The 18951-nt window shown below is 66.9% G+C and carries 22 protein-coding genes and 1 pseudogene; 15 read left to right on the top strand and 8 right to left on the bottom strand.

Translation table 11 applies throughout. The features are described 5' to 3' along the window. Positions 1 to 7: 7 nt before the first annotated feature. On the bottom strand, positions 8 to 286 hold the full coding sequence (locus KGR00_RS15980) for a succinate dehydrogenase assembly factor 2 (protein ID WP_129138847.1): 279 nt from the start codon (positions 284 to 286) through the stop codon (positions 8 to 10). A gap of 179 nt (positions 287 to 465) precedes the next feature. On the opposite strand from KGR00_RS15980, the gene KGR00_RS15975 reads away from it, so the two are divergent. The 3 genes from KGR00_RS15975 to lapB are packed head-to-tail and all read left to right on the top strand — an operon-like array spanning position 466 to position 2347. Then, positions 466 to 822 (top strand): integration host factor subunit beta, encoded by a 357-nt coding sequence (locus KGR00_RS15975; protein ID WP_267899203.1) that lies wholly within the window; start codon positions 466 to 468, stop codon positions 820 to 822. A 34-nt stretch (positions 823 to 856) separates the two neighbouring features. Next, on the top strand, positions 857 to 1162 hold the full coding sequence (locus tag KGR00_RS15970) for a LapA family protein (protein WP_129138849.1): 306 nt from the start codon (positions 857 to 859) through the stop codon (positions 1160 to 1162). Beyond that, positions 1163 to 2347 carry a lipopolysaccharide assembly protein LapB gene (gene lapB / locus KGR00_RS15965; RefSeq protein WP_224419635.1) on the top strand — a complete coding sequence of 395 codons (1185 nt, stop codon included), beginning with the start codon at positions 1163 to 1165 and terminating at the stop codon, positions 2345 to 2347. A gap of 12 nt (positions 2348 to 2359) precedes the next feature. On the opposite strand, the gene pyrF is transcribed toward lapB, so the two are convergent. Continuing rightward, positions 2360 to 3061, bottom strand: a complete 702-nt coding sequence (gene pyrF, locus KGR00_RS15960; RefSeq protein ID WP_224419634.1) for an orotidine-5'-phosphate decarboxylase — start codon at positions 3059 to 3061, stop codon at positions 2360 to 2362. Between the two features lie 208 nt (positions 3062 to 3269). Here pyrF and KGR00_RS15955 point away from each other — a divergent pair, with 208 nt between their 5' ends. Beyond that, a complete protein-coding gene (locus KGR00_RS15955; RefSeq protein ID WP_224419633.1) occupies positions 3270 to 3545 on the top strand; it encodes a ComEA family DNA-binding protein in 276 nt (91 codons plus the stop codon). A gap of 73 nt (positions 3546 to 3618) precedes the next feature. Here the strand turns inward: KGR00_RS15955 and KGR00_RS15950 are convergent, their stop codons facing one another. Further along, positions 3619 to 4380 carry an SDR family oxidoreductase gene (locus tag KGR00_RS15950; RefSeq protein WP_129138852.1) on the bottom strand — a complete coding sequence of 254 codons (762 nt, stop codon included), beginning with the start codon at positions 4378 to 4380 and terminating at the stop codon, positions 3619 to 3621. A 169-nt stretch (positions 4381 to 4549) separates the two neighbouring features. Here KGR00_RS15950 and KGR00_RS15945 point away from each other — a divergent pair, with 169 nt between their 5' ends. The 3 genes from KGR00_RS15945 (at position 4550) to groL (ending at position 7251) form a co-directional block, all read left to right on the top strand. After that, positions 4550 to 5059, top strand: coding sequence for an FxsA family protein (locus KGR00_RS15945; protein WP_129138853.1), 510 nt, complete (start codon positions 4550 to 4552; stop codon positions 5057 to 5059). A gap of 181 nt (positions 5060 to 5240) precedes the next feature. Further along, complete coding sequence (locus KGR00_RS15940; protein WP_129138854.1) at positions 5241 to 5534, top strand: co-chaperone GroES; 294 nt, start codon at positions 5241 to 5243, stop codon at positions 5532 to 5534. A gap of 76 nt (positions 5535 to 5610) precedes the next feature. Further along, positions 5611 to 7251 carry a chaperonin GroEL gene (gene groL / locus KGR00_RS15935; RefSeq protein ID WP_129138855.1) on the top strand — a complete coding sequence of 547 codons (1641 nt, stop codon included), beginning with the start codon at positions 5611 to 5613 and terminating at the stop codon, positions 7249 to 7251. Positions 7252 to 7397: 146 nt separating this feature from the next. Here the strand turns inward: groL and KGR00_RS15930 are convergent, their stop codons facing one another. Continuing rightward, positions 7398 to 7688: a hypothetical protein gene (locus tag KGR00_RS15930; protein WP_224419632.1), complete on the bottom strand. Its 291-nt coding sequence runs from the start codon at positions 7686 to 7688 to the stop codon at positions 7398 to 7400. A 241-nt stretch (positions 7689 to 7929) separates the two neighbouring features. Between KGR00_RS15930 and KGR00_RS15925 the strand changes: the two genes are divergently transcribed. Then, entirely contained in the window at positions 7930 to 8490 is a 561-nt protein-coding gene (locus KGR00_RS15925; protein ID WP_224419631.1) for a nucleotidyltransferase family protein, read from the top strand. 93 nt (positions 8491 to 8583) lie between these two features. Continuing rightward, positions 8584 to 9009: a GFA family protein gene (locus KGR00_RS15920; protein WP_224419630.1), complete on the top strand. Its 426-nt coding sequence runs from the start codon at positions 8584 to 8586 to the stop codon at positions 9007 to 9009. An 85-nt stretch (positions 9010 to 9094) separates the two neighbouring features. Here KGR00_RS15920 and KGR00_RS15915 read toward each other — a convergent pair whose 3' ends face one another. The 3 genes from KGR00_RS15915 to KGR00_RS15905 form a co-directional block, all read right to left on the bottom strand. Further along, positions 9095 to 9481: a hypothetical protein gene (locus KGR00_RS15915; protein WP_224419629.1), complete on the bottom strand. Its 387-nt coding sequence runs from the start codon at positions 9479 to 9481 to the stop codon at positions 9095 to 9097. Between the two features lie 1081 nt (positions 9482 to 10562). Then, on the bottom strand, positions 10563 to 11606 hold the full coding sequence (gene dusA / locus KGR00_RS15910) for a tRNA dihydrouridine(20/20a) synthase DusA (protein ID WP_224419628.1): 1044 nt from the start codon (positions 11604 to 11606) through the stop codon (positions 10563 to 10565). 167 nt (positions 11607 to 11773) lie between these two features. Beyond that, the gene (locus KGR00_RS15905; protein ID WP_224419627.1) at positions 11774 to 12802 is read right to left on the bottom strand and encodes a succinylglutamate desuccinylase/aspartoacylase family protein; all 1029 of its coding nucleotides are present in this window, start codon (positions 12800 to 12802) and stop codon (positions 11774 to 11776) included. Between the two features lie 152 nt (positions 12803 to 12954). On the opposite strand from KGR00_RS15905, the gene KGR00_RS15900 reads away from it, so the two are divergent. Further along, positions 12955 to 13707: a sulfite exporter TauE/SafE family protein gene (locus KGR00_RS15900; RefSeq protein ID WP_224419626.1), complete on the top strand. Its 753-nt coding sequence runs from the start codon at positions 12955 to 12957 to the stop codon at positions 13705 to 13707. A gap of 10 nt (positions 13708 to 13717) precedes the next feature. Here KGR00_RS15900 and KGR00_RS15895 read toward each other — a convergent pair whose 3' ends face one another. Further along, positions 13718 to 14485: a CDP-alcohol phosphatidyltransferase family protein gene (locus KGR00_RS15895; protein WP_224419625.1), complete on the bottom strand. Its 768-nt coding sequence runs from the start codon at positions 14483 to 14485 to the stop codon at positions 13718 to 13720. Between the two features lie 230 nt (positions 14486 to 14715). On the opposite strand from KGR00_RS15895, the gene KGR00_RS15890 reads away from it, so the two are divergent. The 5 genes and pseudogenes from KGR00_RS15890 to KGR00_RS15870 form a co-directional block, all read left to right on the top strand. Further along, positions 14716 to 15687, top strand: coding sequence for a zinc-binding alcohol dehydrogenase (locus KGR00_RS15890; protein ID WP_224419624.1), 972 nt, complete (start codon positions 14716 to 14718; stop codon positions 15685 to 15687). Positions 15688 to 15726: 39 nt separating this feature from the next. Continuing rightward, entirely contained in the window at positions 15727 to 16125 is a 399-nt protein-coding gene (locus KGR00_RS15885) for a 6-carboxytetrahydropterin synthase (protein WP_129138865.1), read from the top strand. Then, positions 16122 to 17183, top strand: a complete 1062-nt coding sequence (locus KGR00_RS15880; RefSeq protein ID WP_224419623.1) for a glycosyltransferase family 4 protein — start codon at positions 16122 to 16124, stop codon at positions 17181 to 17183. The genes KGR00_RS15885 and KGR00_RS15880 overlap by 4 nt, the downstream gene beginning before the upstream one ends. After that, a complete protein-coding gene (locus KGR00_RS15875; protein WP_224419622.1) occupies positions 17180 to 18055 on the top strand; it encodes a hypothetical protein in 876 nt (291 codons plus the stop codon). Before KGR00_RS15880 ends, KGR00_RS15875 begins: the two co-directional genes overlap by 4 nt. Continuing rightward, positions 18007 to 18936, top strand: a pseudogene (locus KGR00_RS15870) (lysylphosphatidylglycerol synthase transmembrane domain-containing protein); the annotation flags it as partial. The gene KGR00_RS15875 and the pseudogene KGR00_RS15870, both read left to right, overlap by 49 nt. Between the last annotated feature and the right edge of the window lie 15 nt (positions 18937 to 18951).

The following is an 18951-nucleotide window of genomic DNA, read 5'->3' as shown; positions in this document are numbered from 1 at the left end:
CCCCCATCTAGAGGGTGCGATACTGATCGTTATCGGTCGTTTCCGCATACTCGACGATCAACTTGACGATACGCCGCAGGGCGTCGTCCGAGGGCCACTCGCGACGCATCAACCAGATGAACAGATCCTGATCCTCCTGGTCGATCAATTCCCGATACGCCGCCTGGTCGGCCGCGTCCAGCGAGGCATAACGATGCTCGAGAAACGGCACCAGCAGCAGGTCGAGCTCCCACATGCCGCGACGGGAGTGCCAGTAGAGACGTTTGAGCGTGGAATCTTCACTCACCGGGGAACCTCGCATGACTCGAATTGACGAGCCGGCAGTATACCCGAGCCCGGAAGCCGACGACACGGACCCGGTCGGGGCACGGCCGGCGCTGGCGCGCTCGGTCAGCGCTTGTCGCCTTTCCCGATGGCAGCGCGGCTCCCCAACCTAGTGCGTTGTTTTCTCACGATTTGCCAAGTATGCTGACAAAAACAAGAAGACGCGCCCTGCCGCCGGCAGGCCTCGTGTGGAGACGACCGATGACCAAATCAGAGTTGATTGAACAGATCGCCATGCGACAGCCCGAATTGTCGATCAAGGAAGTCGAATCTGCCGTGCGGCTGATCCTCGACGACATCACCAATGCCCTGGCGGACGGCGGTCGTGTCGAGATTCGCGGCTTCGGCAGCTTTTCGCTGCATTACCGTGAGCCGCGTGTCGGTCGCAACCCCAAGACCGGCGACCCGGTCGACCTGGATGGCAAGTTCGTGCCACATTTCAAGCCGGGCAAGGAGCTGCGAGAGCAGGTCAACGCCAGTCGCGCCCTGGGCTACTAGCGGCCCCTGTCCGAGACCGTAAAAGGAACACACTATGCGTTGGCTAAAAGGCCTGCTGCTCGCGATCATCCTGCTGGTCGTCCTGCTCCTCGGCATCCTGTTCGCCGTCAACAATCAACAGGCGGTACCGCTGAACCTGATCTGGATCGACCTGCCGCCGGCCTCCCTCTCGCTCTGGCTGCTCGTCGCCCTGGCCTGTGGCGTGATACTGGGCATGCTGGCCATGACCGGCGTCTACCTTCGCCTGCGCACGCTGCTCACCCGGGCTCAGCGCCACAACCAGCAGCAGCGCAAGGAGCTCGATCGTCTGCGTATCCAGGAGTTCAAGGAAATTCCCTAAATGCCCGATCTGATGCTGCTGGCCCTCTTGTTGGCGGCAATTGCCATCGGCTGGTGGCTGGGACGACGCGAGCAGGGACGCTCGGAACCTCGAACGCATCACGCGAACCGCCTCTCTCGCGACTATTTCGTCGGTCTCAATTATCTGCTCAACGAGCAGCCCGATCAGGCCATCGAAACCTTCGTCCAGGCGCTGGAAGTCAACAGCGACACCATCGACACGCACATCGCGCTGGGCAACCTGTTCCGGCTGCGCGGCGAAGCCGACCGTGCCGTGAAGATCCACCAGAACCTGCTGGCCCGCCCCGCGCTCACCGCCCTGCAGAGCGGCCAGGTACAGATCGAACTGTCCCGGGACTTCCTGCACCTGGGCCTGCTCGACCGCGCCGAACGCCTCCTCGAGTCGCTGTCCCGCGAGAGTATCGACGAGGAACAGCTCAACGCCGCCAAGCGGCTGCTCGTCGATCTCTACGAACGGGAACGCGAATGGCAGAAGGCGCTGGACGTCGCCCTCCCCCAGTTGGTCCGTCAGGACGACGACACCCGCCGCGCCGCCGCCCACTGGCTGTGCGAGCTGGCCGAAGGCGACATGCGCTCGGCCAGCCCCGCCCTGGCCCGCAAGCGGTTACGTCACGCGCTCAACATCGACGCCCGCTGCGTGCGCGCCAACTGGCTGCTCGCCGAACTCGAGCGTGATACCGCCAACTACAAGAGCCAGATCCGACTCTTGCAGCGGCTCGCCGAACAGGACCGGGATTTCATACCGATCGTTCTCGAGCCGCTGCGCGACGCCTACCTGAAGCTCGAGGACGAAAAGGGCCTGGAGCGCTGCCTGCACCGCTGGCTGGAATCGGCGCCGCACATCAGCACCGTGATCATGCTCGCGCAGCGCATCGAGCATCGCGAAGGGAGCGACGGCGCCGCAGCGTTCGTCAGCGAGCAACTGGCCGTCAACCCGAGCCTGCGGGGCGTCGACTACCTGATGAATCTGTATCTCGTCGATGCCCAACCCGACCAGCGCCAGCACTTTTCACTGCTCAAGCAGCACACCGGCAAGCTGCTCGAGGCGCGGCCGCGCTTTCGCTGCCATCGCTGCGGCTTCTCCGGTGGGCAGTTGCACTGGCAATGCCCGCGCTGTCGCAGTTGGGGCACCACCAAGCCGATTACCGGCCTCGAAGGCGAATGAGCGCCGGCCGGTTCAGGCCGAAAGTTCCTGCTCGATCGCGGCCAGCGCCGCCATCGGCTCCCGCGCCTGGGTCACCGGACGCCCCACCACCAGATGCGTGCTGCCGGCCCGGATCGCCTCGGCGGGCGTCAGCACACGCCGTTGATCGTCGGCGGCCGCGAAGGACGGGCGGATCCCCGGCGTCACCTTGAGGAAGGTGTCGCCACAGACATCGCGCAGCCGCTGCGCTTCCTGCGCCGAGCAGACCACGCCATCCATGCCGCTGTCCCGGGCAAGGCACGCCAGCCGCTCGACCTGGCTCATGGGCTCGACGTCGAGCCCCGTCTCCGCCAGATCGGCCCGTTCCATGCTCGTGAGTACCGTCACCGCGATCAGGTGCGTGGCCAGCCCGGCGTGATCCAGCCGCTCGCGGGCGGCTTCCATCATCCGCCGACCGCCGGCGGCATGCAGATTGACCATCCACACGCCCTGATCGGCCGCCGCCTGCACCGCCGCGGCGACCGTATTGGGGATGTCGTGAAACTTGAGGTCCAGAAAGACCTCGAATCCCCGCCCGTGCAAGGCTTCCAGCACCGCGGGTCCGCTGCGGGTGAACAGCTCCTTGCCGACCTTGAGCCGACAGCGCGCGGGATCGAGTTGATCGGCCATGCACAAGGCGGTATCGAGCGATGCGTAGTCGAGCGCGATGATCAACGGGGAACGGGTGACGGCCATGACGACTCCAGATCGGGTTTTCCGCGGAGTATACCAGCGAAGCCGGAAACGCCGGAAAGCCGCCAATGTCGTCTTTCGCCGACAGACTTCTCCGAGATCTCTTACACAATGTTGAGAAAAAGTAACTAAACGTTCCTCGCGTCATTGCTTAGCGTGAAAGGTCCCGTCGGTTCCGGGGCAACTGTGCACACTACCGCGAGGAAACGCCATGACCATGAAACGCGTCATCCAGACACTGTTACTCACGCTGGCGCTGGGCGTCGTCGCGTCGCCGGCCTTCGCCGAGGACACGCCGGCCATCGACGTCAACACGGCCACCGCCGAGCAGCTCGCCCAGCTTCCGGGCATCGGCGAGGTCAAGGCACAAGCGATCGTCGCCGACCGCAAGGCCAATGGAGACTACCAGACGGTCCAGGATCTGGCCCGCGTCGACGGCATCGGCGACGCCACGATCGAAGGACTAGAGGGCAAGGTCAGCTTCTGACGCGACAGGGAGATCAACGACGCAGGGCGCGGCCATGGCCACGCCCTGCGTCGTTGCATTGGACCGCCCCCTGTCAGATACGCAGCGCGCCGTCACACTCCAGAACCCGGCCGCTGAAGTAGCCGTTCTCGAAAATGTAACGAACACTGTCGGCAATGTCCTGCGGCTGGCCGAGATGCCCCAGCGGGATCCCTCGGGTGATCTTGTCGAGCACATCCGAGCGCATCGAGGCGGTCATCTCGGTCTCGATGAAGCCCGGCGCCACGGCACCGACCCGGATCCCGTGGCGCGCCAGTTCCTTCGCCCAGGTCACGGTCAGCGCCGCCACGCCCGCCTTGGTGGCCGCATAGTTGCTCTGGCCCATGTTACCGGCCCGCGAGATGCTCGAGATGTTGACGATCACGCCCTCGTGGCCGGCTTCGATCATCTGGCGCGCGGCTTCCCGCCCACACAGGAAGACGCCGGTGAGATTGACGTCGATGACCTGCTGCCACTGTTCGAGCGACATCGTCTTTTCCACTTCGCCGTTCTTGGCCTTGACCAGCAGACCGTCACGGGTCACGCCGGCGTTGTTCACCAGCCCCGAGACCGGTCCCAGTCGGTCGGCGATCGCGGCGAAGGTATCCACGACCGAGCGCTCGTCGGCGACATCGGTCACGAAGGTCTCGACGCCGATGCCCCGTTCGGCCAATGCCCCCGCGGCCTCGACGAGGGCCTCGTCCTCGCGGTCGAGCAATGCCAGCCGTGCGCCCTGCGCGCCCAGCGTCTTCGCCATGGCCAGGCCCAGACCGCGAGCCCCGCCGGTAATCGCGATGATGGCACCATCCAGTTGCATGTTCGTTCCTCCGCACCAGTCGGTTTTGTGCACTGCAATATAATCCCAAGATAGCATGGCTCCCCGACCGAAGCCATTGGCGCATGGTGGTGTCGCGCCGCGTCCCGGAACACTTGCATTCCGCGTGTTTGCCTCCATCTTGTCGAGAGTCCCACGCCTCGGAGCAACTATGCCGATTCTGCTGTTCTTCACCCTGTTCGCCCTGCTCGACTTCGTCATCCTCTTCACGGTCGGCGCTCACATCGGACTGCTGATGACGCTTCTGCTGGTACTGGGTACCGGCTTCCTGGGCCTGCACCTCATCAAGCGTGAAGGCGTTGCAACCCTCCAGCGCGCCCAGCAGCGCCTGGCCGAGGGGGAAATTCCGTCCGACGAACTGATGACCGGCGCCGCCCTGATCTTCGGTGGCGCCCTGCTGATGGCGCCGGGGTTTCTCTCCGACACCCTGGGCTTCCTGTGTCTGTTGCCCAACACCCGCCGCTGGCTGGGCCGGTTGCTGACGCGGCTACCCGCCCAGGTGCGCGGCTTCAACCTGCACACCTATCGTCGCGGCAGCGACGGCTGGCACGAAACCTATCGCCCGTCCGGCGCTCGCGAGAGCGATTCGCGCCAGCAGCAGGCCTCGGAAGGCGACGCACTGGAAGGCGACTTCATCGCCAAGGACGAGCCTCGTCAGTGAATTTTTTTCATTGCAACCCCTTGAAAGGGGTTGAGCCGACCCCATCAAGGGAGCAGCAATCAGCTTCGGTCTGCATCCCGATGCAGACCATTGACACCGGGGGGTCGAGGCCCTCCGCCCGTGAGCCTTGCTCGACAGGGAAATGCATTCTAGTCATGCAACCATCAGGAGAACGTGAGCAATGAACATCCGTCCCTTGCACGATCGCGTCGTCGTCCGTCGCGTCGAAGAAGAACAGAAAACCGCTGGCGGCATCGTGCTCCCGGGCAATGCCCAGGAAAAGCCGACTCGTGGCGAGGTCGTCGCCGTCGGTAACGGCCGGATTCTGGACAGCGGCGAAGTTCGCCCCCTGGACGTGAAAGTGGGCGACACCGTGATCTTCAAGGAAGGCTTTGGCGTCGAAAAGCAGAAGATCGATGGCGAAGAAGTTCTGATCATGAGCGAATCGGACATTCTGGCCGTCGTCGAAGGCTAACCAGGACTTCGTGTCGAATCCGACCTTTTACTACTTCTAATCTCGTTCATCGCACAGACATCAGGAAGTAACGAAAATGGCAGCGAAACAGATCAAGTTCTCAGACGACGCTCGCAAGCGCATGGCGCGTGGTGTCAACGTTCTCGCCGACGCCGTGAAGGCAACGCTGGGGCCGAAGGGCCGCAACGTGGTTCTCGAAAAATCCTTTGGCGCTCCCACCGTGACCAAGGACGGCGTTTCCGTTGCCAAGGAAATCGAGCTCAAGGACAAGTTCGAGAACATGGGCGCGCAGATGGTCAAGGAAGTGGCTTCCAAGACCTCCGACGTTGCCGGTGACGGTACCACCACCGCGACCGTGCTGGCCCAGTCCATCGTCAACGAAGGTCTCAAGGGCGTTACCGCCGGCATGAACCCGATGGATCTCAAGCGCGGGATCGATCAGGCCGTCACCGCCGCGGTCAAGGAAATCGAGCAGCTGGCCGTGCCCTGCACCGATTCCAAGGCCATCGCCCAGGTCGGCACCATCTCGGCCAACGGCGACGCCCGCATCGGCCAGATCATCGCCGAAGCGATGGAAAAGGTCGGCAAGGAAGGCGTCATCACCGTCGATGAAGGTCGCGGCTTCGAAGACGAGCTGGAAGTCGTCGAAGGCATGCAGTTCGATCGTGGCTACCTGTCGCCCTACTTCGTGACCAATCAGGAAACCATGGCCGTCGAGCTGGAAGACGCCCTGATCCTGCTGGTCGACAAGAAGATCTCCAACATCCGCGAACTGCTGCCGGTACTCGAGAGCGTCGCCAAGGCCGGCAAGCCGCTGGTGATCATCTCCGAGGACATCGAGGGCGAAGCCCTGGCGACCCTGGTGGTCAACAACATGCGCGGCATCGTCAAGGTCGCCGCCGCCAAGGCACCCGGCTTCGGTGACCGCCGCAAGGCCATGCTGCAGGACATCGCCATCCTCACCGGCGGTACCGTGATCTCCGAGGAAGTCGGCCTGACCCTCGAGCAGGCCAACCTGGACCATCTGGGCAACGCCAAGCGCGTGACCATGTCCAAGGAAAACACCACCATCATCGACGGCGCCGGCGCCGAGGGCGACATCGAAGCCCGCGTCAGCCAGATCCGCGCGCAGATCGAGGAAACCTCCTCCGACTACGACCGCGAGAAACTGCAGGAGCGTGTCGCCAAGCTGGCCGGCGGTGTTGCCGTGATCCGCGTGGGTGCGGCGACCGAAGTCGAGATGAAGGAGAAGAAGGCCCGCGTCGAGGATGCGCTGCACTCCACTCGCGCCGCCGTCGAGGAAGGCGTGGTACCGGGTGGCGGCACCGCACTGATCCGCATCCTGACCAAGGTCCAGGGCCTCAAGGGCGACAACGAGGATCAGACCCACGGCATCGCCATCGCGGTACGCGCCATGGAAGCGCCGCTGCGTCAGATCGTCACCAACGCCGGTGAAGAAGCCTCCGTCATCGTCAATCGCATCAAGGACGGTGAAGGCAACTTCGGCTACAACGCCCAGACCGGCGAGTACGGCGACCTGTTCGAGATGGGTGTTCTCGATCCGGCCAAGGTCACGCGTTCTGCCCTGCAGTCCGCCGCCTCCGTGGCCGGCCTGATGATCACCACCGAAGCGATGATCGCCGAGGATCCGGACGAGAAGGAAGCCGGCGGTGCCCCCGACATGGGCGGCATGGGTGGCATGGGCGGCATGATGTAAGCCAGCCCGGCCGACCGCCGATACGTCGCCTCCATCGAGGCGACGCAGAAGCCCCACCGCACGCGGTGGGGCTTTTTCATGAGCGCCGTTCCGGCACATCAACGGCGAGCCGGCGACAAAGCCCGGCCACAGCAGACCGGACAGGTTCAACCCAGCGGGGCGTCCTCCTCGAGGCGTTCGACCACCCAGTCGTGAACATCGCGCTGCTGGCGCAATGCAGACGGCAGCTCTTCCTTGATCAGGGACTCGCCCTTGTGGAGCTTGGTCTTCTCGGACGCCCCCAGCGTCTCGAGCGCCTTGTTGAGCACATACAACACCTCATTGCCCTCCTCGGGCACGAACTCGCTGCCATCGGGCTCGCCCTCGAAGCGCGAATCCTTGGGGCCGGTACGCCAGGAATAGTGCGTCAGGCTCATGTCGGACTTGTCGAAAAGCATCACAATCTCCCTTTGTTGCCATTGAACGGGCATTTTCCCAATGCCCTCCCCAGCCTAGGCGTTATCCCCCTTTTTCGTCACCCGGCTCGTCGGGATTTTTCTCCCCGCACCGCTGGCGCAGGCCCCGACGCCCCGTCGTCAACGCGTACCAGCCAACACCCCGTGAGCGAGATCGCGGGTTGCCTTATGATGGGCAGGTTGAAAGACGACCCTGGCGCTAGCCGATGAGGATAATGACCGAATGTCGAGTGACACGCCCCGAGAACAGCGGATAACGACCTGGCTCGAACAGGACGACGTTCGCATGAAGGCGTTGCGCCTGGCCCGGTCACTGAATCTCGACGACTGGTGCATCGGCGCCGGCTTCGTCAGGAAGCTGGTCTGGGACACCTTGCACGGCAAGGCCGAGTCGACGACGTTGAACGACATCGACCTGATCTACCATGACGCGAGCCATGCGACGCCCGCCCGTGACGCGGCCCTCGAAGCGCGACTGGCCAGTGTGTCGCGGCTACCGTGGTCGGTCAGGAACCAGGCACGCATGCACCATCGCAATGGCGACGCGCCCTACACCTCCACCGAGCACGCCATGCGCCACTGGGTGGAAGTGGAAACGGCGATCGGCGCGCGTCTATCGCCACGAGGCGATATCGAACTGATCGCGCCATTCGGCCTCGCGGCCCTGTTCGCCGGAACCATCACGCTGAATCCGTACCGCCCCAGGCCGTCGGCTTTCCAGCAACGTGTCGCGGATAAACGCTGGCGGGAAACCTGGCCGACACTCAAGGTAAACTGTTCTTGAGGGACCACTAATCGCTGTCTGAAAAGTCGGCGAGCGCAGACATTTTTCAGACAACCCGTAACCGCCAGCCCTTCTCGACGAACCCGGTGAACCATGACCCAACATAGCGGACGCTGCCTCTGCGGCGCGGTGACCTACACGATCAACGCCGAACTGACGATGGCCCGGGTGTGCTGGTGCCGCGCCTGCCAGCACATCGCCTCGAACGGTACCGTCAACGCCCTGGCGCCCACGGACGCCGTCTCGGTGAGCGGCGAACTCAGCACCTTCACCGCCACGGCCGACAGCGGCAACGAGATCCAGCGGCGGTTTTGCCCGCAATGCGGCGCCCATCTCTTTGCCAATTCGTCCGGTCGACCGCAATTCACCGTCGTGCGCCTGGGCACATTGGACGACCCGTCCTCGGTCCCGCCGACGATGAACATCTGGGCACAGAACGCACCGTCTTGGGCATGCCTGGACCCGGCCCTGACACGTATCGAGGGTCAGCCCGCGCCTCCCCGCCCGGCCGGACAATGACACCACCCCGAGTCATCACCGCTCTCGACATGGCATCGCCTGAGCCGGGATGCGGGGCCCGGTGTGAGCGAGGCAAGCTCGCGGCTCAACGGGTAACGCTGACCACGTGGCCGTAACAGATCTTCACCCGGTGGTCGGGACGCCACCAGATCAGCTCGTCGCACCCTTCGCCATCCGCCGCGACTCGATCCGGCGGGCCGTAGATCAGACAGGCATCGCTGGCCATCATGCCCGGAATGACCTGTTCGGCGATGATGAGATGCTCCAGGCGTCTGCCGAACGCCAGACGGTCGAGCAGATGACTCGCCTCACTGTTCTGGGGGCCGCACAGCGACCGCCGCGTCACGGAAGCCCCCCGCTGGCAGGCACAGGATGGCGTCGCGCTGTCGGGATGCGCGATCTGATGATAGAGGTCGAGTTTCGCCGGGCTGGCCATGGCACCACTGGCGGCGACGCCCAGGCCGAGCAGCATGCCGAGCATCAATGATTTGACAGGCGGGATTGCGTCGCTTCGAAAGGCTTCCTTGCCCATAGGTCACGTCTACACGCTTGATCGAGTCAGTCGGAAAACGGCCCCGATGCCAGCGGAGCGGAACAACGAGCGTACGGCGTCGGGATCGCAAGGGCAAGCGGCCAGGCGACCGCCCGGCACCGCAAGCGCCGGCACACCGCCATTGTCGTCCATGGCAGGCGGCCCATCCCGAACGTTCACACGGGAACGGCACCCGTTCAGGCGTCTAGCGCGGTTCGACGCGCAGGCCCTCCCCGGCCATCACCGACTGATCGTCCGCCCTTGCCGGTAAGGCACATGCCAGGGCGGCAGTCGCCAACACCCCCGCCAGAACTCCAGCAATCAGCCAACGCTGCATAGTGTTTCCCCTACGTTGCCATTCACAGTTTTATACGTCGATTATCGTGAGGGTATTACTATAAACAGAGGAAACGGGTGCGTTCTGTCAGCCAAGGCTTACATTCGCGTGCGAAAGTGGCGAAACCACGTAGGCATTGCCATGGCGACGGCCCCCGTCCGGCCGAGGTACGCGCAGGCACTCCAAAAAAGCCCGGCCTCAAGGGCCGGGCCGCTGCGTAGCGCTATGCTCCTTGCTGCTCACCCGTGAGCCATCCCGCTCACGCCTCCTTGGTGCATCGGGCATTCCCTGCCCGGGGTCCTTCACGGGTCTTCCCTGGCCACAGAAAACTGCCTGTCTGTGCTCGGCACCTTTTCGTACTAACCCTAAGAACGCCTTTCACAACCGGTAGACGAAACAGGCTTATCCGGCGGCAGGGCGTCGCGAGGGCGCTGTAAACCCCTCCCTGGGCGCTACCTTTGCCATCCATGGCAAAGGACCCTCGCTTTACCCTGCCACCGGCGCCCATCATCAGAGGGTTTGGGAATGCGTTCTAAGAACAGTATAGCGAGGCATTTCGCCAGGTAATTAACTCAAGTTAGAAACCCGGGTAAGCGATCGCCCAAGACGAGGTAAGAGATAACCTACAAAACACCGGCGAGATCGTTGGCCACGGCGTCACTGCACCGCGCGCCGCGGTGCTGCTCAGTGGATAGCCGGCTCGTTCACTTCCGGCACCAGTCCGAGCGCATCGTCGTAGACCGCGATCCCGGCACCGTCGCGGTGGGCGTTTCCGGAGAGATGACGGCGGAAGCGACGCCCGCCCGGGCACCCCTGGAAGAGTCCCAGCAAATGCCGGGTAACGTGGTTGAGCCTGGCACCCTCCTCCAGCCGCCGAATGATATAGGGGCGCAGGGCCTGCGCCGCTGCATGGCGCGACGTCGCCGGGCCGGGGACCCCGTACAGGGCCGCATCCACACCGGCCAGCAGCCAGGGATTCTGGTAGGCTTCGCGACCGATCATCACGCTGTCGACGTGGGCGAGATGCGCACCGCAATCATCGAGGGTCTTGATGCCGCCGTTGATGCCGATGTGCAGCTGCGGATTATCGCGTTTCAGGCGATGGACCCGCGGATAGTCGAGCGGCGGCACGTCGCGATTTTCCTTGGGCGATAGCCCCTGCAGCCAGGCCTTGCGCGCGTGGACGATGAAGGTCTCGCAGCCGACGTCGGCCACCTCGGCGACGAAACGCGCCAGATCAGCGTCGGCATCCTGATCGTCGATGCCGATACGGCACTTCACCGTCACCGGAATCGATACCGCCTCGCGCATGGCGCGTACCGCCGCCGCCACCGTCTGCGGATGGGCCATCAGACAGGCGCCGATCAGGTTGTTCTGTACCCGGTCGCTGGGACAGCCGACATTGAGGTTGACCTCATCGTAGCCCCAGGCCTCGGCGATCGCCGCGCAGGCCGCCAACTCCCCCGCATCGCTGCCGCCCAGTTGCAGGGCCAGCGGATGTTCGGTGTCGTCGTAGCCCAGGAAGCGCTCCCGCGGCGAGCCGTGAAGAATCGCCCCGGTGGTGACCATCTCGGTATACAGCAGCGCATGCCGGGTCAAGGTCCGCGCGAAGGCCCGGTAGTCCCGGGTCGTCCAGTCCATCATCGGCGCGACGGAAAACGTCCTGTCCAGCGCAGGCCGCAGGGGGTGAGTCGTGGTACGGGAAATCGCGTCTTGGAGCTTTGCCATGGCGTATCGATCACGGAGAATTCGAGGCATCACCGCCCCCGGCGGCGCAGTGCGCCAGCGGGAGACGGCAGAAAGGAAGGGGCGGATTCTCGCACAGCACGGCGCGATTCGCATCCCGACGCGCCACCGCCCTCCAGCCCTCGGGTCGATGGCCCGACACGGCCTCTTCAGAGGATGTCCGGCAACCCTTCATAGTCGGACTGGAACGACTCGACAGCACTCTCCGCTTCTTCGATGGCCTCGAAGCGCGCGACGTGAAACAACGCCTCGCCCTCGTTGGCCAGGGGCAGATTGCTCTGGCCGATGACGATACCGTCGGCATTGGATACCACCTCGCCTTCGGTGTTGCCGAACGGATCCGCGACGATGCCCAGCACCTGGCCCTTGGCCACTCGCGTGCCCAGGCGCACGCGCGGGCGCAGGATGCCGTCGATCGGCGCCCGAGCCCAGCTCGACCCGTTGGCGATCTCCGCCGGGGGCGGTTCGCGACGCCGCCGGCTCGCCGCCAGCATGCCCAGGTGGCGCATCACCCGCAGCACACCACGCACCCCCGGGGCGATCGCCCACTCGTCGAAACGCAGCGCCTCGCCGGCCTCGTAGGTGAGTACCGGCACCCCGCGCCCCTGGGCGTAGGCGCGCAGACTGCCCTCGCGCAGCTCGGCGTTGAGGATCACCGGCGCGCCGAACGCCTCCGCCATCGCCGCGGTTTCGTCGCCCACGTCGAGCTGCGAGCGCACCTGCGGCAGGTTGGTACGGTGGATGGCGCCGGTGTGCAGATCGATGATGTGCGACGCCAGGTCGACGATCTGCTCGCGAAACAGCGCGGCCACCCGCGAGCCCAGCGAACCCGATTCACTCCCCGGGAAGCAGCGGTTGAGGTCGCGCCGGTCCGGCAGGTAGCGGGTGTGCTGGACGAAGCCGAAGACGTTGACGATGGGCACCGCGATCAGCGTGCCGCGCAGGCGACGAATCGACGAGGAGCGCAACAGGCGGCGGACGATCTCGACGCTATTGATCTCGTCGCCGTGAATCGCCCCGCAGACCAGCAGTACCGGGCCGGGCTGCCGGCCATGGACCACCTCGACGGGAATGTCCAGCGGCGCATGCGTGTAGAGCTTGGCCACCGGCACGTCGATCTGCTCGCGCGACCCCGGCGCCACGCGCACCCCGGCCAGTTCGAAGGGGGCTCTTGCCATGTCCTTGCGTTCCTTTGATGAAGCGTGGGTTCCTTATACGCGGCGAGTGGCGCATTGACGACCCCCCATGCTTTCTTGCCGGTCCTCTCGCACGCCGGACTGATACACTCTGTCCCCTCGTCGTCTTACCCGTGCGAACCCAAGGAGCCCGCATGACCCTGCCGGACTTTTCGCTGCTCGCCTGGTCCCTGATCGTGATCTCGACCTTCTTCACCGGGGTCTCCAAGGGGGGATTCGCCGGCGGGTTCGGCACCCTGTCGGTGCCGTTGATGGCACTGGCCATCGGTCCGGTCGAGGCAGCGGGCCTGCTGTTGCCGCTGCTGATCGTGATGGATGCCTTCAGCGTCAAGGCCTGGTGGGGCCGGCAGGACAATCGCGAAGTGAAACGGCTGCTACCGGGCATGGCCGTCGGCGTGGTGATCGGCACGCTGACCATCGGGCTGCTCGACGAGGACCTGATCCGGCTGCTGCTGGGGATCATCTCGCTGCTGTTCGCCGCCTACATGCTGGCGCGCCCCGCCGCCTCACGCGCGATTTCCGCCCTCTGGTCGATCCCGGCCGGCATCGGCTGCGGCTTCACCAGCTTTCTCGCCCATGCCGGCGGACCGCCGGTGAACCTCTACCTGATCCCGCGACGCCTCTCCAAGGAAGCCTTCATCGCCACCAGCGTGCTGGCCTTCGCCGCGGTCAACCTGATGAAGCTCGGCCCCTACCTGTGGCTCGGCGAGATCGACTTCACCAGCGCCAGCGCCTCGCTCTTGCTGGTGCCGGTGGCCTGGGCCGGGGTACGCAGCGGCCTGTGGCTGCAGCACCGGGTCAACGAACGGCTGTTCTATCGCTTGATCATCCTGGCCATGGCGATCGTCGGGGGGCAGTTGATCCTCAAGGCGCTGGGCGTGGTCTGAACGTCCCGTCTCAGCACTCGCCCGCCGGCACGGGGACGTGACGGCGGCGCGCCAGCCAGCGCACATCGAGCGCGAAGGACAGCCCCAGCAGCGCCAGCGCCACGCCGGCCAGCCCGCTCGCCAGCGACGCAGGCGTCCAGGGCAGCAGACCGACGAGCAGGGTCGCGACCTGCCAGACACAGATCACCTTGCGGCGACGCGACGCGAACAGCGGGCGCTGGAGCCACTGCCAGCGCCAGCCGGCCATCACGAACAGGTAGCGCAGGGCGCCGATCGCCAGCACCCAGCAACCGACCTTGCCCAGCACCGTCAGCGCGGCACACAGCACCACGATGAAGAAGGCATCGAGCTCCATGTCGAAGCGCGCCCCGAAGCGCGATATCGACCGGGTCAGGCGCGCCACCCAGCCGTCCACGCCGTCGAGCAGCAGGGCCACCAGCGCCAGCCCGGCCATGGCCCCGGCGTGCCGGGCCATGAACTCGGGGAACACCAGCGCGCCGGCGATCACCGCCACCGGCATGCCGCGCAGCAGGGTGACACGGTTGGCCCAGCCCAGCGCCTGGCGCGACGGTGCCCAGCCCCACGCCACCAGGACCAGCATGGCCAGATAGATCGCGCCGGCACTCACACGCAGCCCGGCGGGCGCCGCCAGCCAGGCCAGCAGGCTCTCGACCAGCAGGGCGAACAGCGTCAATACGGCCAGGCTCTCGGCGAGACTCGGCAGCGGTAGACGCCGGAGACGGGGGACACCGGCAGGTGGCGGGGATGACCGACGCATGTGGCGCTACCTCCTCGTCGACTGACGCGCTCGCCAGATGATGACTTGACGTCGCCGGCCCCACCACGGAACTTAAGGACGACGGCGCGATGACGCGCAGCACCCCACCCGGTGCAGGTCGAGCATTGATGATGCAAGGATGCATTGCTATACAATCATTGTACAACGGTTGCACCGATGATGCCCGAGCGCATCCCGCGGACGACCCCGGTCACGACAAGGACGCTAGCATGCCCGCCACCCCCGCACAGGCCTTCTGGACCCTGGCTCCCGGCCACGGCGCGATCCGCGAGGAGGCCCTGCCGGCGCCCGCCGCCGGCGAGCTGCAGATCCGCACCCGTTACAGCGGGATCAGCCGCGGCACCGAAGCGCTGGTCTTCAACGGCCGGGTGCCCTCCTCCGAATACCAGCGCATGCGCGCGCCCTTTCAGGCCGGCGGCTTCCCGGGCCCGGTGAAGTATGGCTATGCCAGCGTCGGCGAGGTCGAGCGCGGCCCCGACGAATGGCTCGGCCGCCGGGTGTTCTGCCTGCACCCCCATCAGGACCGCTACGTGGTCCCCGCCGAAGCCGTCGTCGCCCTGCCCGAATCGCTGCCCGCCGGCCGCGCCGTGCTCGGCGCCAACATGGAAACCGCCGTCAACGGCCTGTGGGATGCCGCCCCCGGCCCCGGCGATTGCATCGCGGTGATCGGCGCCGGGGTGGTCGGCGCGCTGATCGCCTTTCTCTGCGCCCGAATCCCCGGCACCCGGGTCGAGCTGATCGACATCGACCCGGCCCGCGCCGAACTGGCCCGAGCGCTCGACGTGCCTTTCCGCACACCCGGCGAGGCCACCGGCGAGGCCGACCGGATCTTTCATGTCAGCGGCAACCCGGCCGGGCTGCGCCGCGGCCTGGAACTGGCCGGATTCGAGGCGACCGTGATCGAGATGAGCTGGTACGGCGAGCAAGCCGTCGAGGTGCCGCTGGGCGAAGCCTTCCACGCCCGCCGCCTGACGCTGCGCTCGAGTCAGGTCGGCTCGGTCGCGGCGTCGCACCGCGCGCGCTGGAGCCATCACCGGCGTCTCTCGCTGGCCCTGGAACTGCTCGCCGACCCGCGACTCGACGCGCTGATCGAGGCCGAAAGCGCCTTCAGCGATCTCCCCGACCTGATGCCGCGCCTGGCCGCCGCCCGCGGGGCGCTGTGCCACCGCCTGCGCTACTGAGCGACACCCGAGACCCGCACGCCAACCAAGGAGGCTCGCATGTTCAGCCTGACCGTCCGCGATCACATGATGATCGCCCACAGCTTCCAGGGCGAGGTCTTCGGACCCGCCCAGCGCCAGCACGGCGCCACCTATGTCGTCGACGTGACCTTCCGCCGCCCCGAGCTCGACGAGCACGACCTGGTCGTCGACATCGGCCTGGCCAGCGAGGCCCTCAAGTCGTTGCTGGCGGCGTTCAACCTCAGCAATCTCGACGACGACGAGGCCTTCCGGGGTCGCAACACCACCACCGAATTCATGGCCCATGCCGTCTTCGAACGCATGGCGGCGATGATCCGCGAGGGCCGGCTGGGCGAAGGCGCCAAGGCGCTGACCCACCTCACGGTCACGCTGCACGAGTCGCATATCGCCTGGGCCAGCTACGAGGGGGCATTGTGAGCGCGACCCTGACGTTGATCGTCGCCGGCGACCCGCAGCAGCTCACCGGCGGCTATGTCTACGACGCCCGCATCGCCGAGGCCCTGCGCGAGCAGGGCTGGCGAGTCGACGTCATCGGCCTGGAGGGGCGCTTCCCCGAACCCGACGCCGTCGCCGCACAGGCGCTCGACACCGCCCTCGCCGGGCTGGCCGACGGCGCCCGGGCGGTGATCGACGGCCTGGCGATGGGCGCACTGCCCGAAGTCGTCGCCCGCCACGGCGAGCGCCTCGACCTCACCGCCCTGGTCCACCATCCGCTCGCCGACGAGACCGGCCTCGACGAGGCCCAGCGCACGCGCTTCGCGGTCAGCGAGACGCGCGCCCTGGGCGCCGTGGCCCGGGTCATCGTCACCAGCCCCTTCACCGCCCGGCGCCTGGCCGATTACCACGTTGCCCCCGGGCGCATCGCGGTCGTCGAGCCCGGCGTCGACCGCGCCCCGCTGCCCGCCGACGGCGGCGACAGCGCGACGCGCCTGCTCTGCGTGGCCACCGTTACCCCGCGCAAGGGCCACGACGTGCTGATCGACGCTCTGGCGACCCTTGCCGATCGCGACTGGCGCTGCGACTGCATCGGCGGCCTCGACCGCGACACCGCCCATGTCGATCGGGTGCGCGAGCGCATCGCGGCCACCGGGCTCGAGGCGCGCATTCATCTGCTCGGCGAACGCCCGCCCGCCGAGCTGGGATCGGCCTACCGGGACGCCGACGTCTTCGTGCTGCCTTCCCACTACGAAGGCTACGGCATGGTGATCAGCGAAGCGCTGGCCCACGGCCTGCCGGTGATCACCACCACCGGCGGTGCTCTGGCGCATACCCTGCCGGCGGATGCCGGCCTCCCGGTGCCCCCCGGCGACGCCGAGGCCCTGGCCGGCGCCCTGGCACGCTGGTTCGACGACGCCGAGCTGCGTCGCCACCTGCGCGACGGCGCCCGTCGCGCCCGCGACGCCCTTCAGGACTGGAACCAGGCCGGGCGCGCCTTCGCCGCCGCCCTGCAGCGGCCGCCGGGAGACGCCCCATGAGCGATACCACCGGCCACTTCGACGCCCACTGGCTGCGCCTGCGCGAAAGCATCGACCACCGTGCCCGCGACCCCGGCCTGACCGAGCAGGCCCGAGACTGGCTGCTCGCGCGCCAGACACCGGCCCATGCCCTTAGCCTGGTCGACCTGGGCAGCGGCGGCGCCAGCAACGTCGCCTATCTGGCCCCGCGGCTGCCCGGCCCCCAGCGCTGGCGGCTGGTCGATCACGACGCCACCCTGCTCGGCCAGGCCGCGACACGCCTGCATCGCCTGGCGGACGGAGCCGACCGTCCGCTGGAGTGGATCAGCGATCATCGCGGCCTGCAGCCGCTGGACGCCGCACTGCTCGACGGCTGTGACCTGGTCGTCGCCTCGGCGCTGTTCGACCTGGTCTCCCGCGACTGGCTCGATGCCCTTGTCGAGGCCTGTGCCCAGCGCCGGGTGGCCGGGCTGTTCACGCTCAGCGTTACCGGCGACTGGGCCTTCGTCGACGCCCGGGGCCATCACCACGAGGACGACGACGACCGCTGGCTGCGTGGCGTGCTCGCCGCCCACCAGCGCCGCGACAAGGGCTTCGGCCCGGCGCTGGGCGGCGACGCGCCGACATGGCTCGCCGACCGCTTCGCCGCGCGCGGCTACCAGATCGCGCGGGCACCGAGCCCCTGGCAGTTGCCGGCGGGCGCGGCGGACGCCACGCCCCTCGCCACGACGCTGATCGACGGTTGGGCCCAGGCCGCCGGCGAGCAGGCCCCGGACGACACGCGGCGGATCGCGACCTGGCTGGAACGCCGTCGCCAGGCACTGGCAAGCGGCCGGCTGGGGCTGTGCGTCGAGCACGACGACCTCTTCGTCGTACCGGGGGATGCCGCGTGACGGCGTCTCGCCGCCGGAGCGTGCTGCGGCTGGCGGTCAGCCTGGGGCTGCTCGCCGCGCTGGCGGCGTGGCTCGAGCCGTCGGCGATCGCCGCGCAACTGCGCGATCTGTCGCCCGCCTGGGTGCTCTTGGCGCTGGCCCTGGGGCTGCCCCAGGTGCTGGTCTCGGCCTGGCGCTGGCGGCTCACCGCGCGCCTGCTGGGCGTGCCGCTGGCCTACCCCACGGCCGTCGCCGACTACTACCTGGCGACCTTTCTCAACCAGTTGCTGCCCGGCGGGGTGATGGGCGACGTCACCCGGGCCTGGCGCCATGCCAGCGCCAGTGGCGAACGCGGTCCGGCAGTGCGCGCCGTGGTCATCGAGCGCGTCTCGGGGCAACTGGTGCTGTGGCTGCTGGCGGGTATCGCGCTGCTCTCGCCGACCTGGCGCGACCCGCTGATTCACGCCGTCACGACACTCGTCGAGCGGCTTGGCGGACTGGGGCTACCGGGCGTGGCGGTGCCGGGTCTCATCGTGCTGGCGGTTGGCGGTGGGCTCCGGCACGCCTGGCATCGTCCGCCACGGGCCCTGCAAGGGCTCGGCGGTGACCTCAAGCGCGCCTTGCTCGACGCCGCGGCCTGGCCGGGTCAATTGCTCGGCTCGCTGCTGGTGGTCGCCAGCTACGTGGCGGTCTACCTCTGTGCGGCCCGCGCCATCGGTGTCGAGCTGGCCACACCCACACTGCTGGTCCTGGTACCGCCGGTCCTCATGGCCATGGCCCTGCCGCTGTCGGTGGCCGGCTGGGGGCTGCGCGAGGGCGCCGCGGCGCTGGTGTGGGGCGCGACCGGGCTCGACCCGGCCCAGGGCGTGGCGGTGTCGGTGGCCTACGGCGTCCTCGTGCTGGTGAGCAGCCTGCCC

This window comes from Modicisalibacter sp. MOD 31.J (assembly GCF_020147985.1).
Classification (GTDB): Bacteria; Pseudomonadota; Gammaproteobacteria; order Pseudomonadales; family Halomonadaceae; genus Modicisalibacter; species Modicisalibacter coralii.
Note: the sequence above shows the minus strand (reverse complement) of the source record. Positions and strands in the feature narration are given on the sequence as shown.